Below are 21,361 nucleotides of genomic sequence, written 5' to 3'. Positions count from 1 at the left end.
GCTTGGCTTAACCTTCGATCAAGAATGGGAGGTCCGTCATGGATGGGCTGGTCGAAGGTCTGCCAAGCGGACTGCGGGGCGACTATGCCGCGGCCGAGGCCGATTTCACCCTGGCGCAGGACATGGCGCGCTACGCGCCGGAGGACCACGCCACCTGGCGGACCCTCCATGCCCGCCAGGTGGCGCTGCTGCCGCGCCATGCCGCTGCGGCCTTCCGCGACGGCCTTGCCCGCCTGCCCTTCGCCGAGGGCGTCCCCGATTTCGCGCAATGCTCCGCCCGGCTGCGGGCGGTGACCGGCTGGTCGCTGGTCGCGGTGCCGGGGCTGATCCCGGATGGCGCCTTCTTCGGCCACCTCGCGGCGCGGCGCTTCCCCGTCACCTGCTGGATCCGCCGGCCGGAGGAGCTGGACTACATCGTCGAGCCGGACATCTTCCATGACGCCTTCGGCCATGTGCCGCTGCTGACCCAGCCGGATTTCGCCGACTTCCTCGCCGCCTATGGCAGGCTCGGCGAGCAGGCGGCGCGGATGGGGGCGCTGAAGCCGCTGGCGCGGCTCTACTGGCACATGGTGGAATTCGGGCTGATCCGCGAGGGCGGCGCGCTGCGCGCCTATGGCGCCGGCATCCTCTCCTCCTCGTCCGAGACGGTGCATGCGACGGAAAGCCCGGCGCCACGCCGGCTGCGCTTCGACCTGCGCCGCGTGCTGCGCAGCGACTACTTCATCGACGACCTGCAGCCGACCTACTTCGTCATCGATGACTATGCCGAGCTGTTCGCGGCCATGCAGGCACTGCCCGGCCTGCTCGCCAAGGCACGGGATGCCGCGCCCATTCCGCCCGGCGCGGCCGCGCCCGGCGACCAACCCATCTGAGGAGACCGAGCATGGACATCCCTCCCGATCGCACCGCCTTCGCCGGCGCCATCTCGGACCAGAACCCGATGGGCACCGATGGCTTCGAGTTCGTTGAATTCACCGGCCCCGACATGCCGGGGCTCGAGGCGCTGTTCGGCCGCCTCGGCTTCACCCGCGTCGCCGTCCATCGCAGCAAGCAGGTGGCGCTGTGGCGGCAGGGCGACATCAACTTCATCCTGAACGCCGAGCCGGAGAGCTTTGCCCAGGCCTTCCAGAAGGTGCATGGCCCCTCCGCCTGCGCCATGGCCTTCCGCGTCGCCGATGCGGCCCGCGCCTATGAGCGGGCGATCTCGCTGGGTGCCAAGCCCGTCACCGGCAAGGTCGGGCCGATGGAGCTGAATATCCCGGCGATCGAGGGCATCGGCGGCTCGCTGCTCTATTTCGTCGACCGCTACGGCGCGCGCGGCAGCATCTATGACGTCGATTTCCGCTGGATCGACGACGCCAACCCGAAGCCCGCGGGCCAGGGCCTGACCGTCATCGACCACCTGACGCATAACGTGCATCGCGGGCGGATGGATGTGTGGTGGGGTTTCTACGAGAAGCTCTTCAATTTCCGCGAGATCCGCTACTTCGACATCGAGGGCAAGCTGACCGGGCTGAAGTCCCGCGCGCTGACCTCGCCCTGCGGCCAGATCCGCATCCCGATCAACGAGAGCAGCGACGACAAGTCGCAGATCGAGGAATACCTCCGCGCCTATAACGGCGAGGGCATCCAGCACATCGCCCTCGGCACCAACGACATCTTCGCCAGCGTCGAGGGCATGCGGGGGGGCGGCATCGAGTTCATGGACAGCCCGGACACCTATTACGAGCTGCTGCCGAAGCGCATGCCCGACCTGACCGCCGAGGAGATCGGGCGCCTGGCGCGCAACCGCATCCTCACCGATGGCGCGCCGACACCGGAGGGCGGGCGGCTGCTGCAGATTTTCACCGGCACCGTCATCGGCCCGATCTTCTTCGAGCTGATCCAGCGCAAGGGCGACCAGGGCTTCGGCGAGGGCAATTTCCGCGCCCTGTTCGAGAGCATCGAGCTCGACCAGATCCGCCGCGGCGTATTGGCGGCGGAGTAGCCTCAGCGGCGATCCCCTGCCCGGGATACCGGGCGGGGGGCGGCCTTGGGGTTCTCGGCGGTCAGGTCCCGGTAGAGGCAATCGACCTCCGCCGCCTGGGCGGATCCGGCAGGCGGACGCCCAGACGCCTTGATGTCGGCCGGTCGGGGCTCGTGCTTCTGCCACCCCCATTCCGGGCCGATCCGCCGCGGGACCTCAGCGGATCCTGCTCCGGCAGCAGGCTGCCATGGCTCGCTGCGGTCAGGATTGAACGAGAGCGCCGGACCGTGCCGCGGCCTCATCCAGAAGGGTTTGTGCACGGCGCGCGGCCTGGCGGCGGGCTGCCGCCGCTCGCGCCTCGCGCAGCTGTTCGAGCGCCCGTTCGGCAGCGCGGCGCCCGGCAAGATCCTGCCTGGCCAGTGCGGCACTGTCGGCGGCGAACTGGGCGGCACGGGCCGCGCGGTCCCGCTCGGCCAGGGCGCGAGGGAGCCAACGGCTGTAATCCCCCCCATCGCCCTGCCCTGCTTCCGTGGCCAACGCCGCCTCGGCGGCTGCGGCGCGGGCCTCGGCGGCGGCAAGGCGGGCATTGGCCTCGCCGAGCAGGCGCCGGGCCTCGTCGCTCTCCAGCCGGCGGAGTCGCGTGAGGGTGGCCAGGGGGTCACACGCCATCGGCCGTCTCGAGCGCGGTGGCGAGTGCCGCGAAGGCATCGGTGATGCCGCTCCGCTCGCCCTTGCCCTGGGCCAGCATGGCCTCGATGCGCGGGGCGAGGCGGAGGGCCTCGTCCACCGCCGGATCGGAGCCGGCGCGATAGGCACCCAGGCGCACCAGATCCGCCATTTCGGCATGCAGGGCGAGGATGGCGCGGGCGCGCCGCATCAACGCCGCCTCCGCCGGGTGGAGGCAGCCCGGGACGGTGCGGGAGAGGCTGCGGAGGATGTCGATGGCCGGATAGCGGCCACGCTCGCCGATCGCACGGTCCAGCACCACATGCCCGTCGAGGATGCCGCGTACCGCATCGGCCACCGGCTCGTCATGGTCATCGCCCTCCACCAGGACGGTGAAGAGGCCGGTGATGGCGCCGGGGCAGCCTTCGGCGCGCGGGCCGGCCCTTTCCAGCAGGCGCGGAAGCTCGGCGAAGACGCCGGGGGTGTAGCCGCGCGTGGTCGGCGGCTCACCGGCGGCCAGGCCGATCTCGCGCAAGGCGAGGGCGAATCGGGTGACGCTGTCCATCATCAGCAGCACCTGGCGGCCAGCATCGGCGAAATGCTCGGCGATCGCCATGGCCGCGAGGGCGGCCTCACGCCGCATCAGTGGCGGGCTGTCTGAGGTGGCGCAGACGACGATGCTGCGGGCGAGGCCGGCGTGGCCGAGGTCATCCTCGATGAACTCGCGCAGCTCCCGCCCCCGCTCCCCGACCAGGGCGATCACGGCCACATCGCAGTCGGCGCCGGCGGCCAGCATCGACAGCAGTGTCGACTTGCCGACGCCCGAGGCCGCAAAAAAGCCGAGGCGCTGCCCGCGCCGGCAGGTAGCGAAGGCATCAAGCGCCCTGACGCCCAGATCGAGCCGCGCACCGAGACGGGCGCGGGTGCCTGCCCCCGGTGGCGGCGCACGCACCGGGCGCGGCTGCGGGCCATGCCGGAGCGGCCCCCGGCCATCCATCGGGCATCCCAGCGGGTCGATGACCCGGCCAAGCCAGCTGGCATCGACGGGGAGGCCAGCGGAGGGCGCCAGCACGGCGGCGCAGCCGGGGGCGATGCCATCGAGTGGGGCGAAGGCCATGGCGGTGGCGCGTCCGGACTGGAATCCCACGACCTCGACGGGAACGGCCGGGCGCCCTGGCGGTACCAGCCGCAGCCGGGCGCCAACCTGCAACCATGGCGCGAGTCCCTCTAAGGTAAGCTGAAGCCCCCCTGCGGCGACCACCCGCCCATGCAAGCGAAGGGGGTCCAGGCGGCGAAATGCTTGCCGCAGTTCGGGTAATGGCGGTTTTGCCTGCACATTCATGGGCTTCGAGCCATTTTTTGATGTTTTTGAAACACTGTCTCCACTCTTTGTACGTCTCAAAGATGAATAGGTTCTTCCAAATGCGCGCAATACTGGTATCTCTATACACGTAAAACGTGTGGGAAACCGCAACATGCGAGTGCTTCTGGTTGAGGACGATCTGACCGCATCCCGCGGGATCACGGCCATGCTCAAGGCCTCCGCCATGGTGGTGGACGCCGTGGATAGCGGGGAGGAGGCGCTCGAGATGGTGCGCCTTTACGACTACGACGTCGTGATCCTCGATCTCTGCCTGCCCGACATGGAAGGCTATGAGGTCGTGCGGCGCCTGCGCGCTGGCCGGATCGAGACGCCGGTGCTGATCCTCTCCGGCCTGACCAGGCCCCAGGCGAAAGTGAAAGGGTTCGGCGTCGGCGCCGACGACTTCATCACCAAGCCCTTCGACGGGCAGGAGTTGGTCGCCCGCATCCAGGCGGTGGTGCGGCGGGCCAAGGGCTTCGCGCAGCCGAGCCTCTCGGTCGGTAGCCTCACCCTCAACCTTGGCTCGCGCGAAGTAACGGTGGATGGCCAACCGGTCCACCTGACTGGCAAGGAATACGCGATCCTCGAATTGCTGACGCTGCGCAAGGGCATGGTCCTCACCAAGGAGGCCTTCCTCAACCACCTCTATGGGGGGATGGATGAGCCCGAGGTGAAGATCATCGATGTCTTCATCTGCAAGCTGCGGAAGAAGCTGGCCCAGGCCGGGGCCGACAACCTGATCGGCACCGTCTGGGGCCGCGGCTATGTCTTGCGCGATCCGGATACCCGCCTCGCCCCCGGTTTCGTCACGCAGCGTCCGGCAGTGGCCGCCACGCGGCAGGTCGCCTGACTGCAATAAGGCCCGGTGGAAGATGTCCACCGGGCCTTGCGCGGGGCAGCCAGCCTCAGCCGGCCAGCGCAGTATCCCGGGGCCGCTCATAGGCGCCCCGCTCGCCCGCTACCGGCACAAGCCGTTCGGTCAGGCCGAGCACCGTCTCCGCCCCGCCGAGATAGAGCACGCCATCCGGCTGCAGCTGCGCCGCCAAGGCGTTGAGGACGCGCGACTTGGTGGGCGCGTCGAAATAAATGAGCACGTTGCGGCAGAAGATCACGTCGAACCGGCCGAAGCTCCGCAGGTCGCCGAGCAGGTTGCCGCGTTCGAACCGCGCCATGCCGCGCAATTCGGGCGAAGCTCGCCAGCGCCCGTCCTCCTGACGGAAATGCTTCACCAGCAACCGGGCCGGCAGGCCGCGCTGCACCTCGAACTGGGTGAAAAAGCCCTCCCGCGCCCGCGCCACGACACTCTCCGCGATATCCGTGCCGATGATCTCGGCCCGGCGGCCGTCGAGTGAGATCTCCTGCAGCAACATGGCGATGGAATAGGCTTCCTGGCCGGTCGAGCAGGCGGCGGACCAGATGCGGAGCGTAGCGCCGACCGGCCGGGCACGAGCCAGGGCCGGGAGCACCTTGCGGAGATGGTCGAAAGGCTTGCCGTCGCGGAAGAAGCTGCTCTCGTTCGTCGTCAGCGCCTCCGTCACCGCCTCGGCAAGGGGAGCGGAGCGCGGATCGCGCAGCCGCGTTGCCAAGGCATCCAGGCTGGCGAGGCCATCGCGCTTGAGTAACGGGCCAAGCCGCGTCTCCAGCATGTAGCCCTTGTCCGGCGTCAGCACGAGACCGGAGCGGGATTTCACCAGCCCGGCGATGAAGGCGAAGCTTTCGGGACTCATGCCATCACTCCTTGCCGGGCGACCCTGGGCCGGGTCTCGACGGCGGCCAATATCTGATCCGCCAGCCCTTCCGGCGGCAGCAAGGCACGGGCCAGGCCAGCACGCGCGACGGCGCCCGGCATGCCCCAGACCACGGAACTGGCTTCGTCCTGTGCGAGGACGGTCCCGCCTGCTGCGGCGATTGCCTGGCAGCCCAGCAAGCCGTCCTGCCCCATGCCGGTCAGGATGGCGGCGAGAACCGTGCCGCCACAGGCCGCGGCGAGGCTGCGCAGCATGGGATCGACCGCAGGCCGGCAGAAATTCTCAGGCGGCGCATCGGAGAGGCGGGCGACGAGGCTGCCATCCTGCTTCGCTTCCACCAGGAGATGGCGGTCACCAGGCGCCAGGTAGAAGCGGCCGGGCTGCAACCCCTCCCCGTCCCGCGCCTCGGCGCAGACCGGACCACCGAGGCGGCCGAGATGGTCGGCCAGCATGGCGGTGAAGCCGGCCGGCATATGCTGGACGGCGACGATGGGCACGGGCAGCGGCCTCACCAGGCCCCGCAGCAAGGCGGTGAGCGCCTGTGGGCCACCGGTGGAACAGCCGATACCGATCACCTTCAGGCCACGGGTTGGATTGAGCGGCGCGGGACGCAACAAGACTGCCGGCCGAGGCGTTGCCGGGATACGCCCGACGCGGGCCCATCCCTTCACCTTTGCCAGCAGTTCCGCCTGGAAGCCGGCATCGCGCAGGCCACCACCGGCAGCGCCCGGCTTCGGGATGTAGTCAGCGGCGCCGGCACGAAGGGCCGCCATGGTGGCGCTCGCTCCTTTCTGTGTCAGCGCGCTGGCGACGATGACGGCGGGCCGCGGCTCCTGCCGGAGCAGGAGAGGGAGCGCGGTCATGCCATCCATCACCGGCATCTCGAGATCGAGCAGCACGACCTGCGGCCGTCCGGCGGGCGGGAGCGCCGCGAAGGCGGCGACCGCCTGCTGGCCGTCCCCGACGCGGGACACCACCCGGATGCCAGGATCGGCCTCGAGCACACGGGCGAGGGCGGCGCGCACCGTCGCGCTGTCATCGCAGAGCATCACCCGGACAGGGGCGGGATTCATGCCGCCTGATCCTGCAGCAACCCGGCCTGGATGAGCTTGTCCCGCAGCAATTCCTCGTCGAAGGGCTTCATGATGTATTCCTGGGCGCCCGCGCCGAGCGCCTCGACGATGCGGTCCATCGCCGCCTCTGTCGTGCACAGGACGACGACCGGCTCCTCCGGGCCGAATTCGGCCCGGGCGGTGCGGAGGAAGGTGATCCCGTCCATCACCGGCATGTTCCAATCGAGCAACACCACCTCCGGCATGGCCGCGCGGCAGGCGGTGAGCGCCTCGGCCCCATCGCCGGCCTCGGCGACGGTAAAGCCGAGCTTCTCCAGGATTCGCCGGGCCGCCTTGCGGACGGTGCGGCTGTCATCCACCACCAGGCAGGTGGCAGGGCTTGCGCGGGTCATATGCGTCTCTCCCTTTCCGGGGACGGAGGGCTCAGCCGATCGCCAGGATGCGCTCGACATCGATCACGATCAGCAACCGCTCGCCGATGCGGTGGACGCCGTGCGACACGTCGCGCCAGCCGGCATCGAGCGTCACCGGATTGGGCGCCCGCTCTGCCCGTGGCAGCGGCAGCACCTCGCCGACCTGGTCGGCGAGGAGGCTGTAGAGTTCCGCGTCACGCTCGACGACGACGCTCATGGCGCCGCGATGCCCCTCCGGTCGCGGCGGCAGCCGGAGACGGCAGCGCAAGTCGATCGCGGTGACGATGCGGCCACGGAGGTTGAGGCTGCCGGCCACCTCCGCCGGCGCCAGGGGGATCCGGGTGATGGACTGCACGCCCAGCACATCGCGGATGGACAGGACCGGCACGCCGCAGAGCTGATCCGCCACGGTGAGGGTAAGGTAGATCTCCTCCGATGCATCGGCCGGAAGGCCGCCGCGCGTAATCAGGCCGGGCGCCGGGACAGTGGTGGTCTGGGTCTGCATGAAGCCTCTCCTCAGCCGGCGACCGGCGCGCTCAGGCACTGCCTGAGGCTGTCCAGCAGGGCGGCACGGTCGAATTTCGCCACGTAATCGGTGAAGCCGGCAGCGCGGCCGCGCTCGATATCGGCCGGGTCGGAACACCCGGTGAGGGCGATGAGCGGAAGGCTGCGCCAGGGGCCGCTCTCGCGCAGCGCATGGGCGAGAGCGAAACCGTCCATGCCCGGCATGGCGATATCCGAGATCACCGCATCGAAGCTCGCGCCGGCCTCGCGGAGCCGCAGCGCCTCCTCCGCATCGGGGACGGCGGTGACGGCATAGCCTGCGGCGCCGATGGCGGGCACGACGAGGTTGCGGAAGAAGGCGCTGTCCTCGACAAGAAGGATACGCCGGCCGGCACCTGCCGCCGGCTCGGCGCCACCGAACCAGTCCTCGCCGGCCTGCCGCAGCCACCAGGCGGTATCCAGCATCTCCGTCACCTTGCCGCCAATGACCGTGGTGCCGAGGAAGCCCGGGCGCTCACCGGCACCGTCGATGGTCATCACCTCCTCGACCACGTCGAGGATCTCGTCGACCATGAGGCCCATCGTCCGGTCGCCATCGGAGAAGACCAGCACCGGCTGGCGCTCCGGCGCCATCGCCTGGTCCCAGTGCCCTGACATCGGCACCAGCGGCATGAGCTTGCCGCGATACTGCACGAGTGGCCGGCCACCGGCATTCTCGATTCGTGCGCGCTCGACATCCTCGAGCCGGGCGACGAGGCCGAGCGGCACCGCCTTCGGCGTGGCATCCCCGGCGCGGAAGAGCAGCAAGGCCGTCCGCTGGTCGGAGCGATGGGCGATGACCTGACGCTTGCCGTCCCGCTCCGCCTCCCCTTCCCCGCTCTCGGCGCCGACGCCGGTCGCCCGTGCAATGCCGTTCGGATCGAGGATCATGATGACGCTGCCATCGCCGAGGATGGTATTGCCCGAGAACATCGTGACGTGGCGCAGGATGGGCGCCACGGGCTTCACGACGATCTCCTCCGTATCGAAGACGCGGTCGACGATGATGCCGAAGACATGCGCGCCGACCTGGGTGACGATGACGAAGGCGCTTTCCTCGGTGGCCGAGCTCTCGAGCTGCAGGAGGCCAGCGAGGTTGACCAGCGGCAGCAGCCGGTCGCGGAGGCGCAGCACCGCGCTGTCCTTGATGCGCTCGAGTTGCGGCGCGCCCTCGCCGCCGACGCGAACCAGCTCAACGACGCCGATCTGCGGGATGGCGAAGCGCTCGCCACCCGCCTCGACGATCAGGGCGGAGACGATGGCGAGGGTGAGCGGGATCTTGACGATGAAGGCGGTGCCGCGGCCCTCCTTCGAGCGGACCTCGATCGTGCCGCCGATGCGCTCCATGTTGGTCTTGACCACATCCATGCCGACGCCACGGCCGGAGACCGCGGTGACGGCCGCCGCTGTCGAGAAGCCTGCACGGAAGATGAAACGCTGGATCTCCCGTTCGGGCATGGCCGCCAGTTCGGCTTCGGTGGCCAGGCCCTGGGCCAGCACTTTCTGGCGGATACGCTCCGCATTCAGGCCGCGGCCGTCATCGGCGATCTCGATGATGATGTGGCCGCCCTCATGCGAGGCGTTCAGCATGATGCGCCCGGCCTCGGGCTTGCCGGCGGCCACGCGCTGCTCCGGCGTCTCGAGGCCATGATCGGCGGAGTTGCGGACCATATGGGTCAGCGGGTCCTTGATCAGCTCCAGCACCTGGCGGTCGAGTTCGGTCTCGGCGCCGCGCATCTCGAGCTCGATCTTCTTGCCCAATTCGACGCCCAGGTCGCGCACCAGGCGCGGCAGCTTGGCCCAGGCATTGCCGATGGGCTGCATGCGCGTCTTCATCACCCCCTCCTGCAGGTCGGAGGTGATGTGCGACAGGCGCTGCAGCGGGACGGCGAAGGCGTTGTCGGCACCGTTGCGGGAGAGCTGGAGCAGCTGGTTACGCGTCAGCACGAGTTCGGAGACCAGCATCATCAGCCCCTCCAGCACCTCGACCGTGACGCGGATGGTCTGAGGCGGGGCATTGGCGCCGGCGCTCTCCGGCTCGGTGGCGGGCGGCGCGGCTTGCGGGGCGGCAGGCACCATCGCGGCCGGCGCCCGGGCGGGGGGCGGTTCGGCCTCCGCAGCCGGGGCCGTCACGGCAATGGGGGCGACAACGGGCGGCGGCGCGATGGCATCGCCGCCCGCGACGGCATCGAGGGCGGCGATGAGGGAGGCATCATCCCCCTCCGGCTCGGTGCCCGTGCCCTCCAGGGCGGCGACGATGCCGCGGATGCAGTCGATCGCGCCGAGGATGACGGAGATGCCCGCCTGCGTCGCACGCAGCGTGCCGTCGCGGTACCGGCCGAGGACATTCTCCGCGGCATGGGCCACGCCTTCCATCCGCGTCAGTCCGAGAAAGCCGCAGGTGCCCTTGATGGTATGGACGATGCGGAACACCTCGGAGAGGGTCGCCATGTCCTCCGGCGCCCTTTCCAGGCGGACGAGCGCGGCGTCGAGCGCGCCCAGCCCCTCTTGCGTTTCGGTCAGGAAGTCGGTGAGCAGGTCATCCATGGCGGTCCTCGAGGCGGTCTACGGGGAGCAGACTGCGCCGCGAGGGGCGAAGAATCGGTAAAGGTGTTCAGCCCGGCGTGAGCATCAGCGGCTGGGCGGCATGCCCGGCGCCGAGGCCGAAGGCGGCCGTCCAGCCGGCCTCGGCCAGAAGCGCATGCAGCAGCGGCGCCAGCACCGCGCGCGGCCCCTCGGCCAGGGCCGCATCGGGTGACCCGCCGGCCAGCAGCGCCACCCAGCGCGGCGCCCAGGCTGCCGGGCTGTGGCCGATATCCGCCACGGGCAGCACCAGCAGGCCCGAGTCGCCATCGCCGGCAAGGCGGACCGTACCGCCCCGCGGCAGGGCCTCGGCAGCCAGCAGGGCCGCGTTGAGCGCGATCGGAACGATGGGCGCCAGCAGCGGCACCCCTGGCGCAAGGCCCGACAGGTCGAAGCGGACCCGCGGGGCGGCCGGGGCGCCACCCAGCAGCGTCTCCAGCGCCGCAGGCTCCATGGCGATGGTGGGGCCACCCCATGCCGCAGCATAGAGACGCATGCGCAAGCGGAGCGAGATGGCGCTGTCCTTGGCCACCTCCAGCAATTCGTCGCCATGCTCGGGCAGCAGGTCGAGCGCGCCGGCGAGGCTGCCGACCGCACCGCCTAGGTCGTGGCAAAGCCGGGCGCTGAGCAGTCTCGCCAGTCTGGTATCGGGTCCGGGGATCATGGGCGGGTTCCTGTTGGCCGCCCAATGGGCTAGCTTGTCCGTATTAGCGAAGCGTTGCGTGGCCTGTCCTGGACTTGGCCTGTCCTCAGGGAGGATCGAGGTGCCGAGCCTACTCGAACCGGGCATGCGGGTGCGTCATCCGGGCCAGCCCGACTGGGGCATCGGCCAGATCCAGTCGGTGATCGGGGATCGGGTGACGGTCAATTTCGAGCATGCCGGCAAGGTGCTGATCAATGCCGCCCTGGTCACGCTCGAGCCGCTGGCCGAGCCATGGCCCTGACGGGACCCAGCGCCGCAGGCCCGGAAGGGCGCGGGGGGTTGCAGCCAGCGGGGGTCGCGGCCCAAATGACGCGGAAGCGCATCGCCGTTCCAGGGGAATATCATCCATGATCGATCCGTTTGGCCGGCGGATCTCCTATCTGCGCGTCTCCGTCACCGACCGGTGCGACCTTCGCTGCGTCTACTGCATGGCGGAGGACATGACCTTCCTGCCGAAGCGGGAGGTGCTGACGCTCGAGGAGCTCGACCGGCTCTGCGGCGCCTTCATCGACCTCGGGGTCGAGAAGATCCGGCTGACGGGGGGCGAGCCGCTTGTTCGGCGCGGTGTCATCGGCCTGATCCGCAACCTCGGGGCGAGGATCGGCGGCGGTGGCCTGCAGGAGCTCACCATCACCACCAACGGCACGCAGCTGCCGAAGATGGCGGATGACCTCTACGCGGCCGGCGTCCGCCGCATCAATGTCTCGCTCGATACGCTGGACCCGGCCGTCTTCAAGGCGGTGACCCGCTGGGGCGAGATCGGCCAGACGCTCGATGGCCTCTTCGCCGCGAAGGCGGCCGGGCTCGCGGTCAAGATCAACGCGGTGGCGCTCAAGGGCGTGAACGAGGGCGAGTATGACCGCATGCTGGCCTGGTGCGGCGAGCACGGCTTCGACCTGACCCTGATCGAGACCATGCCGCTCGGCGACATCAGCGGCGACCGGATGGACCAGTACCTGCCCCTTTCGGTGGTGCGCGACCGGCTGCGGGCGCATTGGACGCTGGAGGCGACCGACTACCGTACCGGCGGCCCGGCCCGTTACTACACGGTTAAGGAAACCGGAAGGCGCATCGGCTTCATCACCCCGATGACGCATAACTTCTGCGAAAGCTGCAACCGGGTCCGCCTGACCTGTACGGGCACGCTGTATATGTGCCTCGGTCAGGAGGATGCGGCCGATCTGCGTCAGGTCCTGCGGGACCCGGAAGCCGGCGAGGCCGGGCTGCGGGCCGCGATCGAGGCGGCGATGCTGCGGAAGCCCAAGGGCCATGACTTCGTCATCGAGCGGCGCCAGGCGAAGCCGGCCGTGGCCCGCCATATGAGCGTGACCGGAGGCTGAGCGCCCATGGCCCTGTTGCAGGATCTGGCCTCCCGCCTCGCCATCCCGGGCCTGCCGGACTGGACAGGGCTGCTCGCGCTGCTGCTGCTGCTGCTCGTGGGCCTTGCCTATCTGCTGATGCCCTTCAGCGTCTTCGGCCTGAAAGGGCGGCTCGACTCGATCGAGGCGCAGCTCGATGAGTTGCAGGGCGAGTTGCGCCTGGTCTCGATGCGGCTGGCCGATGCGCCGCGCCGCAGCTCGGCCGCGGCCGAGGATTGGATGGACCTGCCCCCGGTCCAGCCGGAGCCGGTGCGCCAGCCGAGTTGGCCGCAGCCGGCGCGGCGCGGCCGGGCGGAGCCTCGGCTCGACTGACCGGTCCCGACCCCGCGCTTGCCCTCGGGCCCTGGCCGGGGCTTGATGCGCCGGTCCGGCGGAGAGTGGCGATGCGCGTCAGCGTCATCCAGATGAATCAGGGTAGCGAGAAGCAGGCCAATCTCGACCAGGCACGGCGGCTGGTGGACGCTGCCATCGCCTCCGACCGGCCGGGCCTCGTCTCGCTGCCCGAGACCTGGACCAATCTTGGCGGCGGGCGGGAGAGCCGGCAGGCGGCAGCGGAGCGGTTGCCAGCGCCGGGCGAGACGGGCGGCGCGGCCTATGAGCTGCTGCGCGGCCTGGCGCGCGGACATGGCATCCATGTCCATGGCGGCTCGATCATCGAGGCGCCGGGGCCGGGCGATGACCCGGAGAAGCTCTATAACACCACCGTCGTCTTCGACCCGGAGGGGCGGGAGATCGCCCGCTACCGCAAGATCCACATGTTCGACATCGTGGCGCCCGACGGCACCGGCTACCGTGAAAGCGCGCTCTATGGGGCGGGCGAGAGGCTGGCGACCTTCGAGGCGGGCGGCATCACCTTCGGCTGCACCATCTGCTACGACATGCGCTTCGCCGAGCAGTATGTGGTCCTGCGCCGGATGGGGGCAGAGGCGATCCTGGTCCCCTCCAACTTCACCCTGCAGACCGGCAAGGATCATTGGGAGCCGCTGCTGAAGGCGCGCGCCATCGAGACCCAGTGCTGGATCATCGCCGCTGCCTCGACCGGGCAGTATCTCGAGCGGGGCCAGCCGCGCTCGGTCTACGGGCATTCGCTGGTGGCCGACCCCTGGGGGCATGTGGTCGCCCGCGCCTCCGACGGCACCGGCTGGGCGACGGCGCGAATCGACCCCGCCATCACCGCGCGGGTACGGCGGGACATGCCGGTGATGGAGCACCGGCAGGCGCGCCGGATCGACCTCGACGCCGCGGCGCGCGGCGCGTGACGGAACTCGCGCCGGCACCTTTCCCGCAGCCGGTCAGCCTCGGCCCCGACGCCTTCGCCGGGCGCATCGCCTTCTTCGCCGCCGCGACCGAGGTCGCCGCCGCCGCCAAGGCCCGCCTCGTCGCCCGGTATGGCGATTCGCCGCTGGATGGCGCGCGCGCCGTTGTCTCGCTCGGTGGCGATGGCTGCATGCTGGAGACGCAGCACCGCCTGCTCGGCCGCAACCTCCCGGTCTATGGGATGAATTGCGGCAGCGTCGGCTTCCTGATGAACGACTACCGCGAGGAGGTGCTGCTCGAGCGGCTGGCGGAGTCGCAGGCGGCGACGCTCCATCCCTTGCGCATGCGCGCCACCTCGGCCGATGGCACGGTGCGCGAGGCGCCGGCGATCAACGAGGTCTCGCTGCTGCGCGAGACGCGCCAGGCGGCCAAGATCCGCATCCTGGTCGATGGCAAGGAGCGCCTGCCGGAGCTGATCTGCGATGGCGTGCTGGTGGCGACGCCGGCGGGCAGCACGGCCTACAACCTCTCGGCGCATGGCCCCATCGTGCCGCTCGGCGCCAACCTCCTGCCGCTGACGCCGATCTCCGCCTTCCGTCCGCGGCGTTGGCGCGGCGCGCTGCTGCCGGGGGATGCGGCGGTGGTCTTCGAGATCCTCGAAGGGCCGAAGCGCCCGGTGGCCGCCGTCGCCGACTATACCGAGGTGCGCGACGTGCGCCGCGTCGAGGTGCGGGAGGACCGCAGCCTCTCCCTCACCCTGCTCTTCGACCCGGATCATGGCCTCAGCGAGCGGATCATCGCCGAGCAGTTCACGGTGTGAGGGGCTTCGGCTAGGTTCTCCATGGATGGCAGCGCTCCCGAAATGGCGGGCCCCGGCGAAAGACCGGCCTCGGATCGCCGCCTCATCCTTTGCATCGCCATCGGGCAGCTGATCGGCTGGGGTACGCTCTTCTCCGCCTTCCCGCTGTTCGGCGCACCGATCGAGGCGGAACTCGGCTGGACGCGGACGGAGTTCAATGCCGGGCTGACGCTCGCCCTGCTGGTCTCAGGCCTCGCCGCGGTGCCGGCCGGGCGCTGGGTGGACCGGCGTGGTGGGCGCTGGCTGCTGGCACTCGGCGGCTGGGGCGGCGCGGTGTTGCTCGCGGCCTGGTCGCAGACCTCCTCCCTCCCCGTCTACTGGGCCATCTGGGCGGGGATGGGGCTGGTGCAGGCGGCGGCACTCTGGGCGCCGGCGATGGCAGTGGTCGTCAAGCTGGCGCGGGAGCCGGTGCGGGCCATCACCGGCATCACCTTCGTCACCGGCTTCACCGCTACCGTCTTCGTGCCGCTCACGGCGATGCTGATCGAGCTGTGGGGCTGGCGCGATGCCCTGCTGGTGCTGGCGGGGCTGCAGGCCATCCCCGGTGTCCTGGCGCTCTGGCTCCTGCCGCCCGACCAGCCGCAGGCAGGGGTGCGGGACGGCGGCAGCTTCGATCTCGGCCGGGCGATGCGGACGCCGGCTTTCCTCGGCCTGGCCGGGGCGCTGGCGGCGCATGCCTTCATCGGCGTCGGGCTCGGCGCGCATGCGATCCCGCTGCTGCGTGAGCGGGGGCTGCCGGAAGCCTCCGTCATCGCCCTCGTCTCGCTGCACGGGCCATTCCAGGTGGCGGCGCGGGCGGCGCTCTTCGCCCTTGGACGGCGGGTGACGATGCGGGGCGTGGGGCGCCTTGCCTCGGCCCTGCTCCCCGTCGCCATGCTGCTGCTGGCCGTGGCGCCGCCCGAATTCGGCTGGCTGATCCTCTACATCCTGGCCTGGGCCATGGCGGACGGGCTGATGACCATCGTCCGTGCCGCCGGCGTCGCCGAGATCCTCGGACGGGAGGGCTATGGCGCCATCACCGGTGCGCTGAGCGCCGTGACCGTGCTGCCGCGCACCCTGGCGCCGGTGCTGATCGCCCTGATCTCGGAGGGCGCGGGCGGCTATGGCCCGGTCCCCTGGCTGCTGGCTGGGTTGGGAGCCTGCGGCGCCGCCTGCTTCGCCCTGGCGGCCGCTCAGCGCAGCCGCTGATCCTGGCGCAGATTGGTGCCGACCGAGCCGCCGATATAGGGGCCGCTCGTCCCGCCGCCGCCGGACTGGCAGGCGGCGAGGACCAGCAGGGCAAGGAGCATGAGCGCCCTCATGCCGCGTCATTCAGGTGGCAGGCGCTGCGATGGCCGGGCGCGATCTGCTTCAGGGCCGGACGTTCGATCCTGCAGCGGTCGAAGGCAAAGGGGCAGCGCGGGTGGAAGTGGCAGCCGCTCGGCGGGTTGAGCGGAGACGGGATCTCGCCCTTCACCCCGGCAAAGGCGCGCTTGCGGGCCTCGATGCGCGGCACCTCGGCGAGCAGGGCCTTGGTGTAGGGATGGTTCGGGTGGCGGAAGACCTCCTCCGCCGGCGCCTCCTCCACCACCCGGCCGAGATACATGATGACGACACGGTCGGAGAGGTGCTCCACCACGCCGAGATCATGGCTGATGAAGAGGTAGGTGAGGTCCAGCTCCCGCCGCAGCTTCATGAAGAGGTTGAGGATCTGCGCCTGGATCGAGACGTCGAGCGCCGCCACCGCCTCGTCGCAGACCAGGAATTCCGGCTGCACCGCCAGCGCCCGGGCGATGCCGATGCGCTGGCGCTGGCCGCCGCTGAACTGGTGCGGGTAGCGCCGCTTCAGCGCCGGGTCGAGGCCGGCGCGGCGGAGTTGCTCATCGACATAGATCTCGATCTCGTTGCGCCGGGCCATGCCATGGAAGAGCGGCGCCTCGCCAACGATCTCCTGCACCTTCAGCCGCGGATTGAGCGAGGCATAGGGGTCCTGGAAGATCATCTGGGTGCGGAGTTTGGCATTCCGCGCCTCGGCTGCGTTCAGGCTCCGCAGGTCGCGCCCGCGCCACAGGATGGTGCCATCGCTCGGCGGCATGATGCCGGCGACCATGCGGCCAAGGGTCGATTTGCCGCAGCCGGACTCGCCGACGAGGCCCACCACCTCGCCCTTGCGGATGGTGAGGTCGACGCCGTCCACCGCATGCACCACCTCGTCCCGGAGCTTGGCGCCGAGGCGCTGCGCGATACGGCCGGCGAAGTCGAGCGTCTTCGAGAAGCGCTTGGAGACGCCGCGCAGCTCTATGATCGGCTCGGCCAGGGTCGCGACGGCGGGTGGCGCGGTCAATGTCTGGCTCATGCCGCGACGGCCTCCTGATGCGGGTGGATGCAGCGGGCATGCTGGCCCGGACGGTATTCCGCCATGGGCGGTGGCTCCGCACAGCCCGGCTCGGCGCGGGGGCAGCGGGAGCGGAAGGCGCAGCCGGCCGGCAGGTTGAGCAGGGAGGGAGTCATGCCGGGGATCTGCCGCAGCGGTTCGCCCCGCTTGTTGCGGCTGGGCACGCTGCCGATGAGGCCGAGCGTGTAGGGATGCAGCGGGGCGTCGAGCACCTGCGTCACCGGCCCGCTCTCGACCACCTTGCCCGCATACATCACCGCGATGTCGTCGGCGAGGCCGGCGACGACCGAGAGGTCATGCGTGATCCAGACCAGGGCGGTGCCGAACTGGGCGCAGAGCTTCTGCGCCTCGGCGAGGATCTGGCCCTGGATGGTGACGTCGAGCGCCGTGGTCGGCTCGTCGGCCACGATGACGTCGGGCTTGTGCAGCAGCGCGATGGCGATGGCGACGCGCTGGCGCATGCCGCCGGAGAATTGATGCGGGTAGGCCTTCAGCCGCTCGTCCGGGCTCGGGATGCCGACCTGCCCGAGCGCGTCGCGCGAGCGCTGGCGGGCTTCCTCACGGCTGACCTTGGCATGCGCCTGGACCGTCTCGATCATCTGCGTGTCGATCCGCAGGACCGGATTGAGGGTCATCATCGGGTCCTGGAAGATCATCGCGATGCGGTTGCCGCGCAGGCCCCGCATCTCGGCTTCCGGCAGCGTCGCCAGGTCGCGGCCCTTGAACAGGATCTGCCCACCGGCGATGCGGCCGGGGGCATCGACCAAGCCGAGGATGGAGAAGCCGGTGACGGTCTTGCCAGACCCGCTCTCGCCGACGAGGCCGAGCACCTTGCCGGATTCGACGGTGAAGGAGACGTCGTCCACCGCCTTCACCACGCCGGCGCGGGTGAAGAAATGCGTCTTGAGGTTCCGTACCTCGAGGGTAGGGGCGCTCATTTCTTCAGCCTCGGGTTCAGCACATCCCGCAACTGGTCGCCGACCAGGTTGATGGAGACGATGGTCACCAGCAGGGCGATGCCGGGGTAGAAGCTGATCCAGTACTTTCCGCTCAGCATGTACTCATAGCCGTTGGAGATGAGGAGGCCGAGCGAGGGCTCGGTGATCGGCACGCCGAGGCCGAGGAAGGAGAGCGTTGCCTCGAGCGCGATGGCGCGGGCCACCTGCATGGTGCCGACGACGATGAGCGGCGGCAGGCAGTTCGGCAGCAGGTGGCGGAAGATGATGCGCCGGGTGGGCAGCGCCAGGCATTGCGCGGCCTCGATATACTCCCGCCGCCGCTCCACCAGGGCGGAGCCGCGGACGGTGCGGGCGTAGTAGGCCCATTCCACGATGACCAGGGCGAAGACGACGTTGAGGATGCCCTTGCCGAGGAAGGCAAGGATCATCAGCGCCGCGAGGATCGCCGGGAAGGAGAGCTGGAGGTCGACCAGCCGCATGATGAGGCTGTCGGTCCGCCCGCCGGCATAGGCCGCCAGCATGCCGAGCGAGGCGCCGACCAGGCAGGCGATGATGGCCGAGCCCGCGCCCACCATGAGCGAGATGCGCAGCCCGTACATGATGCCGGAGAGCATGTCCCGCCCCTGGTCATCCGTGCCGAGCCAGTAGGTGAAGCCGGCGCCGCCGACCGTGCCCGGCTCCATGCGCCCGTCCATGATGTCGAGCTGGGCGAGGTCATAGGGGTTCTGCGGCGCGATCCAGGGCGCCAGCACCGCGATGGCGACGATCGCCAGGAAGACAACGAGGCCGAAGAGCGCGATGCGGGAGGCGACGAATTCCGAGACGAAGCGCTGGAGCGGCGTCTCGACCTTCGGGACCGGCGGCGCGGCGGCGATGGTGGTGCTCATGACTTGCTCTCCAGCCGCACCCGGGGATCGAGCAGGGAGTAGGTGATGTCGACCAGCAGGTTGATGGTGATGAAGAGCAGCACGATCATCATCAGGTAGGCGACCATCACCGGCCGATCGAGCACGTTGATGCTGTCGATGATGAGCTTGCCCATGCCCGGCCAGGCGAAGACGCTTTCCGTCACCACGGAGAAGGCGATGGTGCCGCCGAATTCGAGGCCCACCACGGTGACGACCGGGATCAGGATGTTCTTGAAGACGTGGACGAAGGTGACGCGGGCCGGGCTGAGGCCCTTGGCGCGGGCGAATTTCACGTAATCCATCAGCATCGTCTCCCGCACGCCGGCGCGCGTGAGGCGGATGACGAGGCTGATCTTGAACAGGGCGAGGTTCAACGCCGGCATGATGAGATGCGCGATGCCGTCCCGGGTGAGGAAGGACCAGCGCATGCCGAGAATGGTGACGGTCTCGCCCCGACCGGTGCTCGGCAGCCAGCCGAGCTGCACGGCGAAGACCATGATGAGCATCAGCCCGACCCAGAAGGTCGGCAGCGAGAAGCCGAGGATGCTGGTCGCCATGATCCCCTTGCTCATCGCGCTGTTCGGCCTGAGCCCGGCATAAAGGCCGAGCGGCAGGCCGATGATCAGCGCGGCGAGCGTCGCGCCGATGGCGAGCTCGAGCGTCGCCGGCATGCGCTCGAGGATGAGCTTCAGCGCCGGCTCGTTGAAGACGAAGGAGCGGCCGAGATCGCCCTGCAGCGCATTGCCGAGGAAGACGAGGTACTGCCGCCACAGCGGCAGGTCGAGGCCGAGCGCCTTGATCGCTCGTTCGCGTTCGAACTGGTCGGCCTCGGGGCTGATGAGGATCTCCACCGGGTCGCCCACGGCGAAGACGCCGAGGAAGACCAGCAGCGACATCACGAGGACGACGGCGGCCGCCTGGATCAGGCGGCGGAGGAGGAAGGCGGTCATCGGGCGGCAGCCGGGCGCACGTCCTGCGCGCGCGTCAGCTCATCGGCCCGGGCCTCCATGGCGAAGCCGCGGCGCATGGCCCAGGCATTCCTCTGGATATGCATCGGCACGATGCCGACATCCTCGAAGACGACGCGCGTCGCCTGCTGCAGCAGGGCCTCGCGCCTGGCGTCATCCAGCTCGCGCATGGCCTGCTCCAGGATGCGGTCCGCCTCGGGGTTGGAGTAGCGGCCGCGATTCGAGGCACCGTAGCCCTTCTCGCGGTCGAAGGTGGCGGTGAGGTTGCGCAGCGGGTTCGAGGCCTCGCCGGAGCTGGTGCCCCAGCCGATCAGGAAGGCCGACAGCTCCTGCCGCGCCGCGCGGCCGACGAAGGTGGTCCAGGGCTGCGCCTCGACCGCGGTGCGGATGCCGGCGCGGGTCCACATCTGGCCGATGGCCTGGATGATGCGCGCATCGTTCGGGTAGCGGTCGTTCGGCCCGTGCAGGGTGATGCGGAAACCCTGCGGATAGCCGGCCTCGGCCAGCAGCTTCCGCGCCGCCTCGGGGTCGGGCCGGGGCGGGTTCAGCCCGGGGACATAGCCGAAGCTCCCCTCGGGGAGGAATTGCCCGGCCGGGATGGCGGCGCCCTCCATCACCCGCTCGGTGATCGCGCCGCGGTCGATCGCCATGGACAACGCGCGGCGGACGCGGACATCCTTCAGCGGGTTGCGCGCGATCGGCTTGCCTTCGTTGTCGGTGACGAAGGGCGAGGCATCCTCGCGCATATGGTCGAGGCCGAGAAAGATGAGGCGAAGGCCGGTGGTCTCGGCCAGGGTCAGCCGCTGATCGCCGCGCAGCTTGGCGAGGTCGCTGGTTGGCACCTGATCGATGACATCGACATCGCCGGCGAGCAGGGCCGCGGTGCGGGCCGCGTCATTGGTGATCATGCGGTAGTTGACCCGCGCCCAGGCCGGCTGGGTGCCGAAATAGGTGCTGTTGCGCTCGAACTCGATGCGGTCGCCGTTGCGGTGGCTGACCATGCGGAAGGGGCCGGTGCCGATCGCCATCGGGCCGGCATTGAAGCCCTCGGTCGTCGCCGTCGCATGAGTCTCCCGATCGAGGATCATGACGCTGGCGAGGTCGGTCGGCATCAGCGGATAGGGCACGGCCGTGTGCAGGTGCAGCGTATGGCTGTCGACGATCTCCACCCGCGTGATGGGCCGCGTGTAGATGGCGTAGGAGGAGGGCGAGTTGGGCACCTTCGGCACCCGCTCGAAGGTGAAGGCAACATCCTCGGCGGTGAAGGGCGAGCCGTTATGGAAGGTGACGCCCTGCCGCAGCTTGAACTCCCAGACCGTATCGGAGATCGGCCGCCAGCTCTCGGCGAGGTCGGGGACGATGCGGGCACGGCCGTCCGTCGCCGTCAACGCGCTGAAGATCATCCCGGCCACCGCCGTATTGGGCGAGAGCTGGTGATAATGCGGGTCGATGGAGGTGACCGGAGCGCCGACTCCCATGGTGAGGGTCTGCGCCGCGGCAGGCCCCAAGGCCAGGCCGGCAATTGCCAGACCAGCGGCCAGACCGGCCGCGTGACGAATTCCAGTCATTATGTCCCTCGGAAGCCCCAGCGGCTGAAAA

General features: G+C 69.8%; 23 protein-coding genes. 9 read left to right on the top strand and 14 right to left on the bottom strand.

What is annotated here, in order from left to right:
• Positions 1-38: 38 nt before the first annotated feature.
• Positions 39-872, top strand: coding sequence for a phenylalanine 4-monooxygenase (phhA, locus tag BLR02_RS01155; protein ID WP_090659675.1), 834 nt, complete (start codon positions 39-41; stop codon positions 870-872).
• Between the two features lie 11 nt (positions 873-883).
• The gene (hppD, locus tag BLR02_RS01150) at positions 884-1,987 is read left to right on the top strand and encodes a 4-hydroxyphenylpyruvate dioxygenase (RefSeq protein ID WP_090659672.1); all 1,104 of its coding nucleotides are present in this window, start codon (positions 884-886) and stop codon (positions 1,985-1,987) included.
• A 240-nt stretch (positions 1,988-2,227) separates the two neighbouring features.
• On the opposite strand, the gene BLR02_RS01145 is transcribed toward hppD, so the two are convergent.
• Positions 2,228-2,635, bottom strand: a complete 408-nt coding sequence (locus BLR02_RS01145) for a hypothetical protein (RefSeq protein WP_090659669.1) — start codon at positions 2,633-2,635, stop codon at positions 2,228-2,230.
• The gene (locus BLR02_RS01140) at positions 2,625-3,974 is read right to left on the bottom strand and encodes a FliI/YscN family ATPase (protein ID WP_090659666.1); all 1,350 of its coding nucleotides are present in this window, start codon (positions 3,972-3,974) and stop codon (positions 2,625-2,627) included. The genes BLR02_RS01145 and BLR02_RS01140 overlap by 11 nt, the downstream gene beginning before the upstream one ends.
• Positions 3,975-4,107: 133 nt before the next feature.
• Between BLR02_RS01140 and ctrA the strand changes: the two genes are divergently transcribed.
• On the top strand, positions 4,108-4,845 hold the full coding sequence (gene ctrA, locus BLR02_RS01135) for a response regulator transcription factor CtrA (RefSeq protein WP_090560554.1): 738 nt from the start codon (positions 4,108-4,110) through the stop codon (positions 4,843-4,845).
• Between the two features lie 55 nt (positions 4,846-4,900).
• On the opposite strand, the gene BLR02_RS01130 is transcribed toward ctrA, so the two are convergent.
• From BLR02_RS01130 to BLR02_RS01105, 6 genes are all read right to left on the bottom strand, one after another.
• Positions 4,901-5,722 carry a CheR family methyltransferase gene (locus BLR02_RS01130; RefSeq protein WP_090560553.1) on the bottom strand — a complete coding sequence of 274 codons (822 nt, stop codon included), beginning with the start codon at positions 5,720-5,722 and terminating at the stop codon, positions 4,901-4,903.
• Entirely contained in the window at positions 5,719-6,816 is a 1,098-nt protein-coding gene (gene cheB / locus BLR02_RS01125) for a chemotaxis-specific protein-glutamate methyltransferase CheB (RefSeq protein ID WP_245704571.1), read from the bottom strand. Before cheB ends, BLR02_RS01130 begins: the two co-directional genes overlap by 4 nt.
• Positions 6,813-7,208 (bottom strand): response regulator, encoded by a 396-nt coding sequence (locus BLR02_RS01120; RefSeq protein ID WP_090659663.1) that lies wholly within the window; start codon positions 7,206-7,208, stop codon positions 6,813-6,815. Before BLR02_RS01120 ends, cheB begins: the two co-directional genes overlap by 4 nt.
• A 31-nt stretch (positions 7,209-7,239) precedes the next feature.
• Positions 7,240-7,734, bottom strand: coding sequence for a chemotaxis protein CheW (locus BLR02_RS01115; RefSeq protein WP_090560551.1), 495 nt, complete (start codon positions 7,732-7,734; stop codon positions 7,240-7,242).
• Between the two features lie 11 nt (positions 7,735-7,745).
• Complete coding sequence (locus BLR02_RS01110) at positions 7,746-10,319, bottom strand: hybrid sensor histidine kinase/response regulator (RefSeq protein ID WP_090659660.1); 2,574 nt, start codon at positions 10,317-10,319, stop codon at positions 7,746-7,748.
• Positions 10,320-10,386: 67 nt separating this feature from the next.
• On the bottom strand, positions 10,387-11,019 hold the full coding sequence (locus BLR02_RS01105; protein WP_176849317.1) for a histidine phosphotransferase family protein: 633 nt from the start codon (positions 11,017-11,019) through the stop codon (positions 10,387-10,389).
• A gap of 124 nt (positions 11,020-11,143) precedes the next feature.
• On the opposite strand from BLR02_RS01105, the gene BLR02_RS30255 reads away from it, so the two are divergent.
• From BLR02_RS30255 to BLR02_RS01075, 6 genes are all read left to right on the top strand, one after another.
• Positions 11,144-11,299, top strand: coding sequence for a DUF3553 domain-containing protein (locus BLR02_RS30255; RefSeq protein ID WP_408735461.1), 156 nt, complete (start codon positions 11,144-11,146; stop codon positions 11,297-11,299).
• 106 nt (positions 11,300-11,405) lie between these two features.
• Positions 11,406-12,398 (top strand): GTP 3',8-cyclase MoaA, encoded by a 993-nt coding sequence (moaA, locus tag BLR02_RS01095; protein ID WP_218127304.1) that lies wholly within the window; start codon positions 11,406-11,408, stop codon positions 12,396-12,398.
• Positions 12,399-12,404: 6 nt separating this feature from the next.
• Positions 12,405-12,749: a hypothetical protein gene (locus tag BLR02_RS01090; protein ID WP_090659657.1), complete on the top strand. Its 345-nt coding sequence runs from the start codon at positions 12,405-12,407 to the stop codon at positions 12,747-12,749.
• Positions 12,750-12,820: 71 nt separating this feature from the next.
• Positions 12,821-13,696, top strand: a complete 876-nt coding sequence (locus tag BLR02_RS01085) for a carbon-nitrogen hydrolase family protein (RefSeq protein ID WP_090659654.1) — start codon at positions 12,821-12,823, stop codon at positions 13,694-13,696.
• Positions 13,697-13,761: 65 nt separating this feature from the next.
• Complete coding sequence (locus tag BLR02_RS01080; protein WP_090561052.1) at positions 13,762-14,514, top strand: NAD kinase; 753 nt, start codon at positions 13,762-13,764, stop codon at positions 14,512-14,514.
• Between the two features lie 42 nt (positions 14,515-14,556).
• Positions 14,557-15,741 (top strand): MFS transporter, encoded by a 1,185-nt coding sequence (locus tag BLR02_RS01075; RefSeq protein WP_218127834.1) that lies wholly within the window; start codon positions 14,557-14,559, stop codon positions 15,739-15,741.
• Here BLR02_RS01075 and BLR02_RS30775 read toward each other — a convergent pair.
• The 6 genes from BLR02_RS30775 to BLR02_RS01050 are packed head-to-tail and all read right to left on the bottom strand — an operon-like array spanning position 15,726 to position 21,330.
• The gene (locus BLR02_RS30775) at positions 15,726-15,854 is read right to left on the bottom strand and encodes a hypothetical protein (RefSeq protein WP_256336718.1); all 129 of its coding nucleotides are present in this window, start codon (positions 15,852-15,854) and stop codon (positions 15,726-15,728) included. The two genes, BLR02_RS01075 and BLR02_RS30775, sit on opposite strands and share 16 nt — an antisense overlap.
• Positions 15,851-16,888: an ABC transporter ATP-binding protein gene (locus BLR02_RS01070; protein WP_090659649.1), complete on the bottom strand. Its 1,038-nt coding sequence runs from the start codon at positions 16,886-16,888 to the stop codon at positions 15,851-15,853. Before BLR02_RS01070 ends, BLR02_RS30775 begins: the two co-directional genes overlap by 4 nt.
• A complete protein-coding gene (locus BLR02_RS01065) occupies positions 16,885-17,865 on the bottom strand; it encodes an ABC transporter ATP-binding protein (protein ID WP_090560543.1) in 981 nt (326 codons plus the stop codon). Before BLR02_RS01065 ends, BLR02_RS01070 begins: the two co-directional genes overlap by 4 nt.
• The gene (locus tag BLR02_RS01060; protein ID WP_090659646.1) at positions 17,862-18,773 is read right to left on the bottom strand and encodes an ABC transporter permease; all 912 of its coding nucleotides are present in this window, start codon (positions 18,771-18,773) and stop codon (positions 17,862-17,864) included. The genes BLR02_RS01065 and BLR02_RS01060 overlap by 4 nt, the downstream gene beginning before the upstream one ends.
• On the bottom strand, positions 18,770-19,744 hold the full coding sequence (locus BLR02_RS01055; protein WP_090659643.1) for an ABC transporter permease: 975 nt from the start codon (positions 19,742-19,744) through the stop codon (positions 18,770-18,772). The genes BLR02_RS01060 and BLR02_RS01055 overlap by 4 nt, the downstream gene beginning before the upstream one ends.
• Complete coding sequence (locus BLR02_RS01050; RefSeq protein ID WP_090659640.1) at positions 19,741-21,330, bottom strand: ABC transporter substrate-binding protein; 1,590 nt, start codon at positions 21,328-21,330, stop codon at positions 19,741-19,743. Before BLR02_RS01050 ends, BLR02_RS01055 begins: the two co-directional genes overlap by 4 nt.
• Between the last annotated feature and the right edge of the window lie 31 nt (positions 21,331-21,361).

Source organism: Belnapia rosea (assembly GCF_900101615.1).
Classification (GTDB): Bacteria; Pseudomonadota; Alphaproteobacteria; order Acetobacterales; family Acetobacteraceae; genus Belnapia; species Belnapia rosea.
The sequence above is the reverse complement of the archived record's forward strand: the minus strand, read 5'-3'. Positions and strand labels throughout refer to the sequence as shown.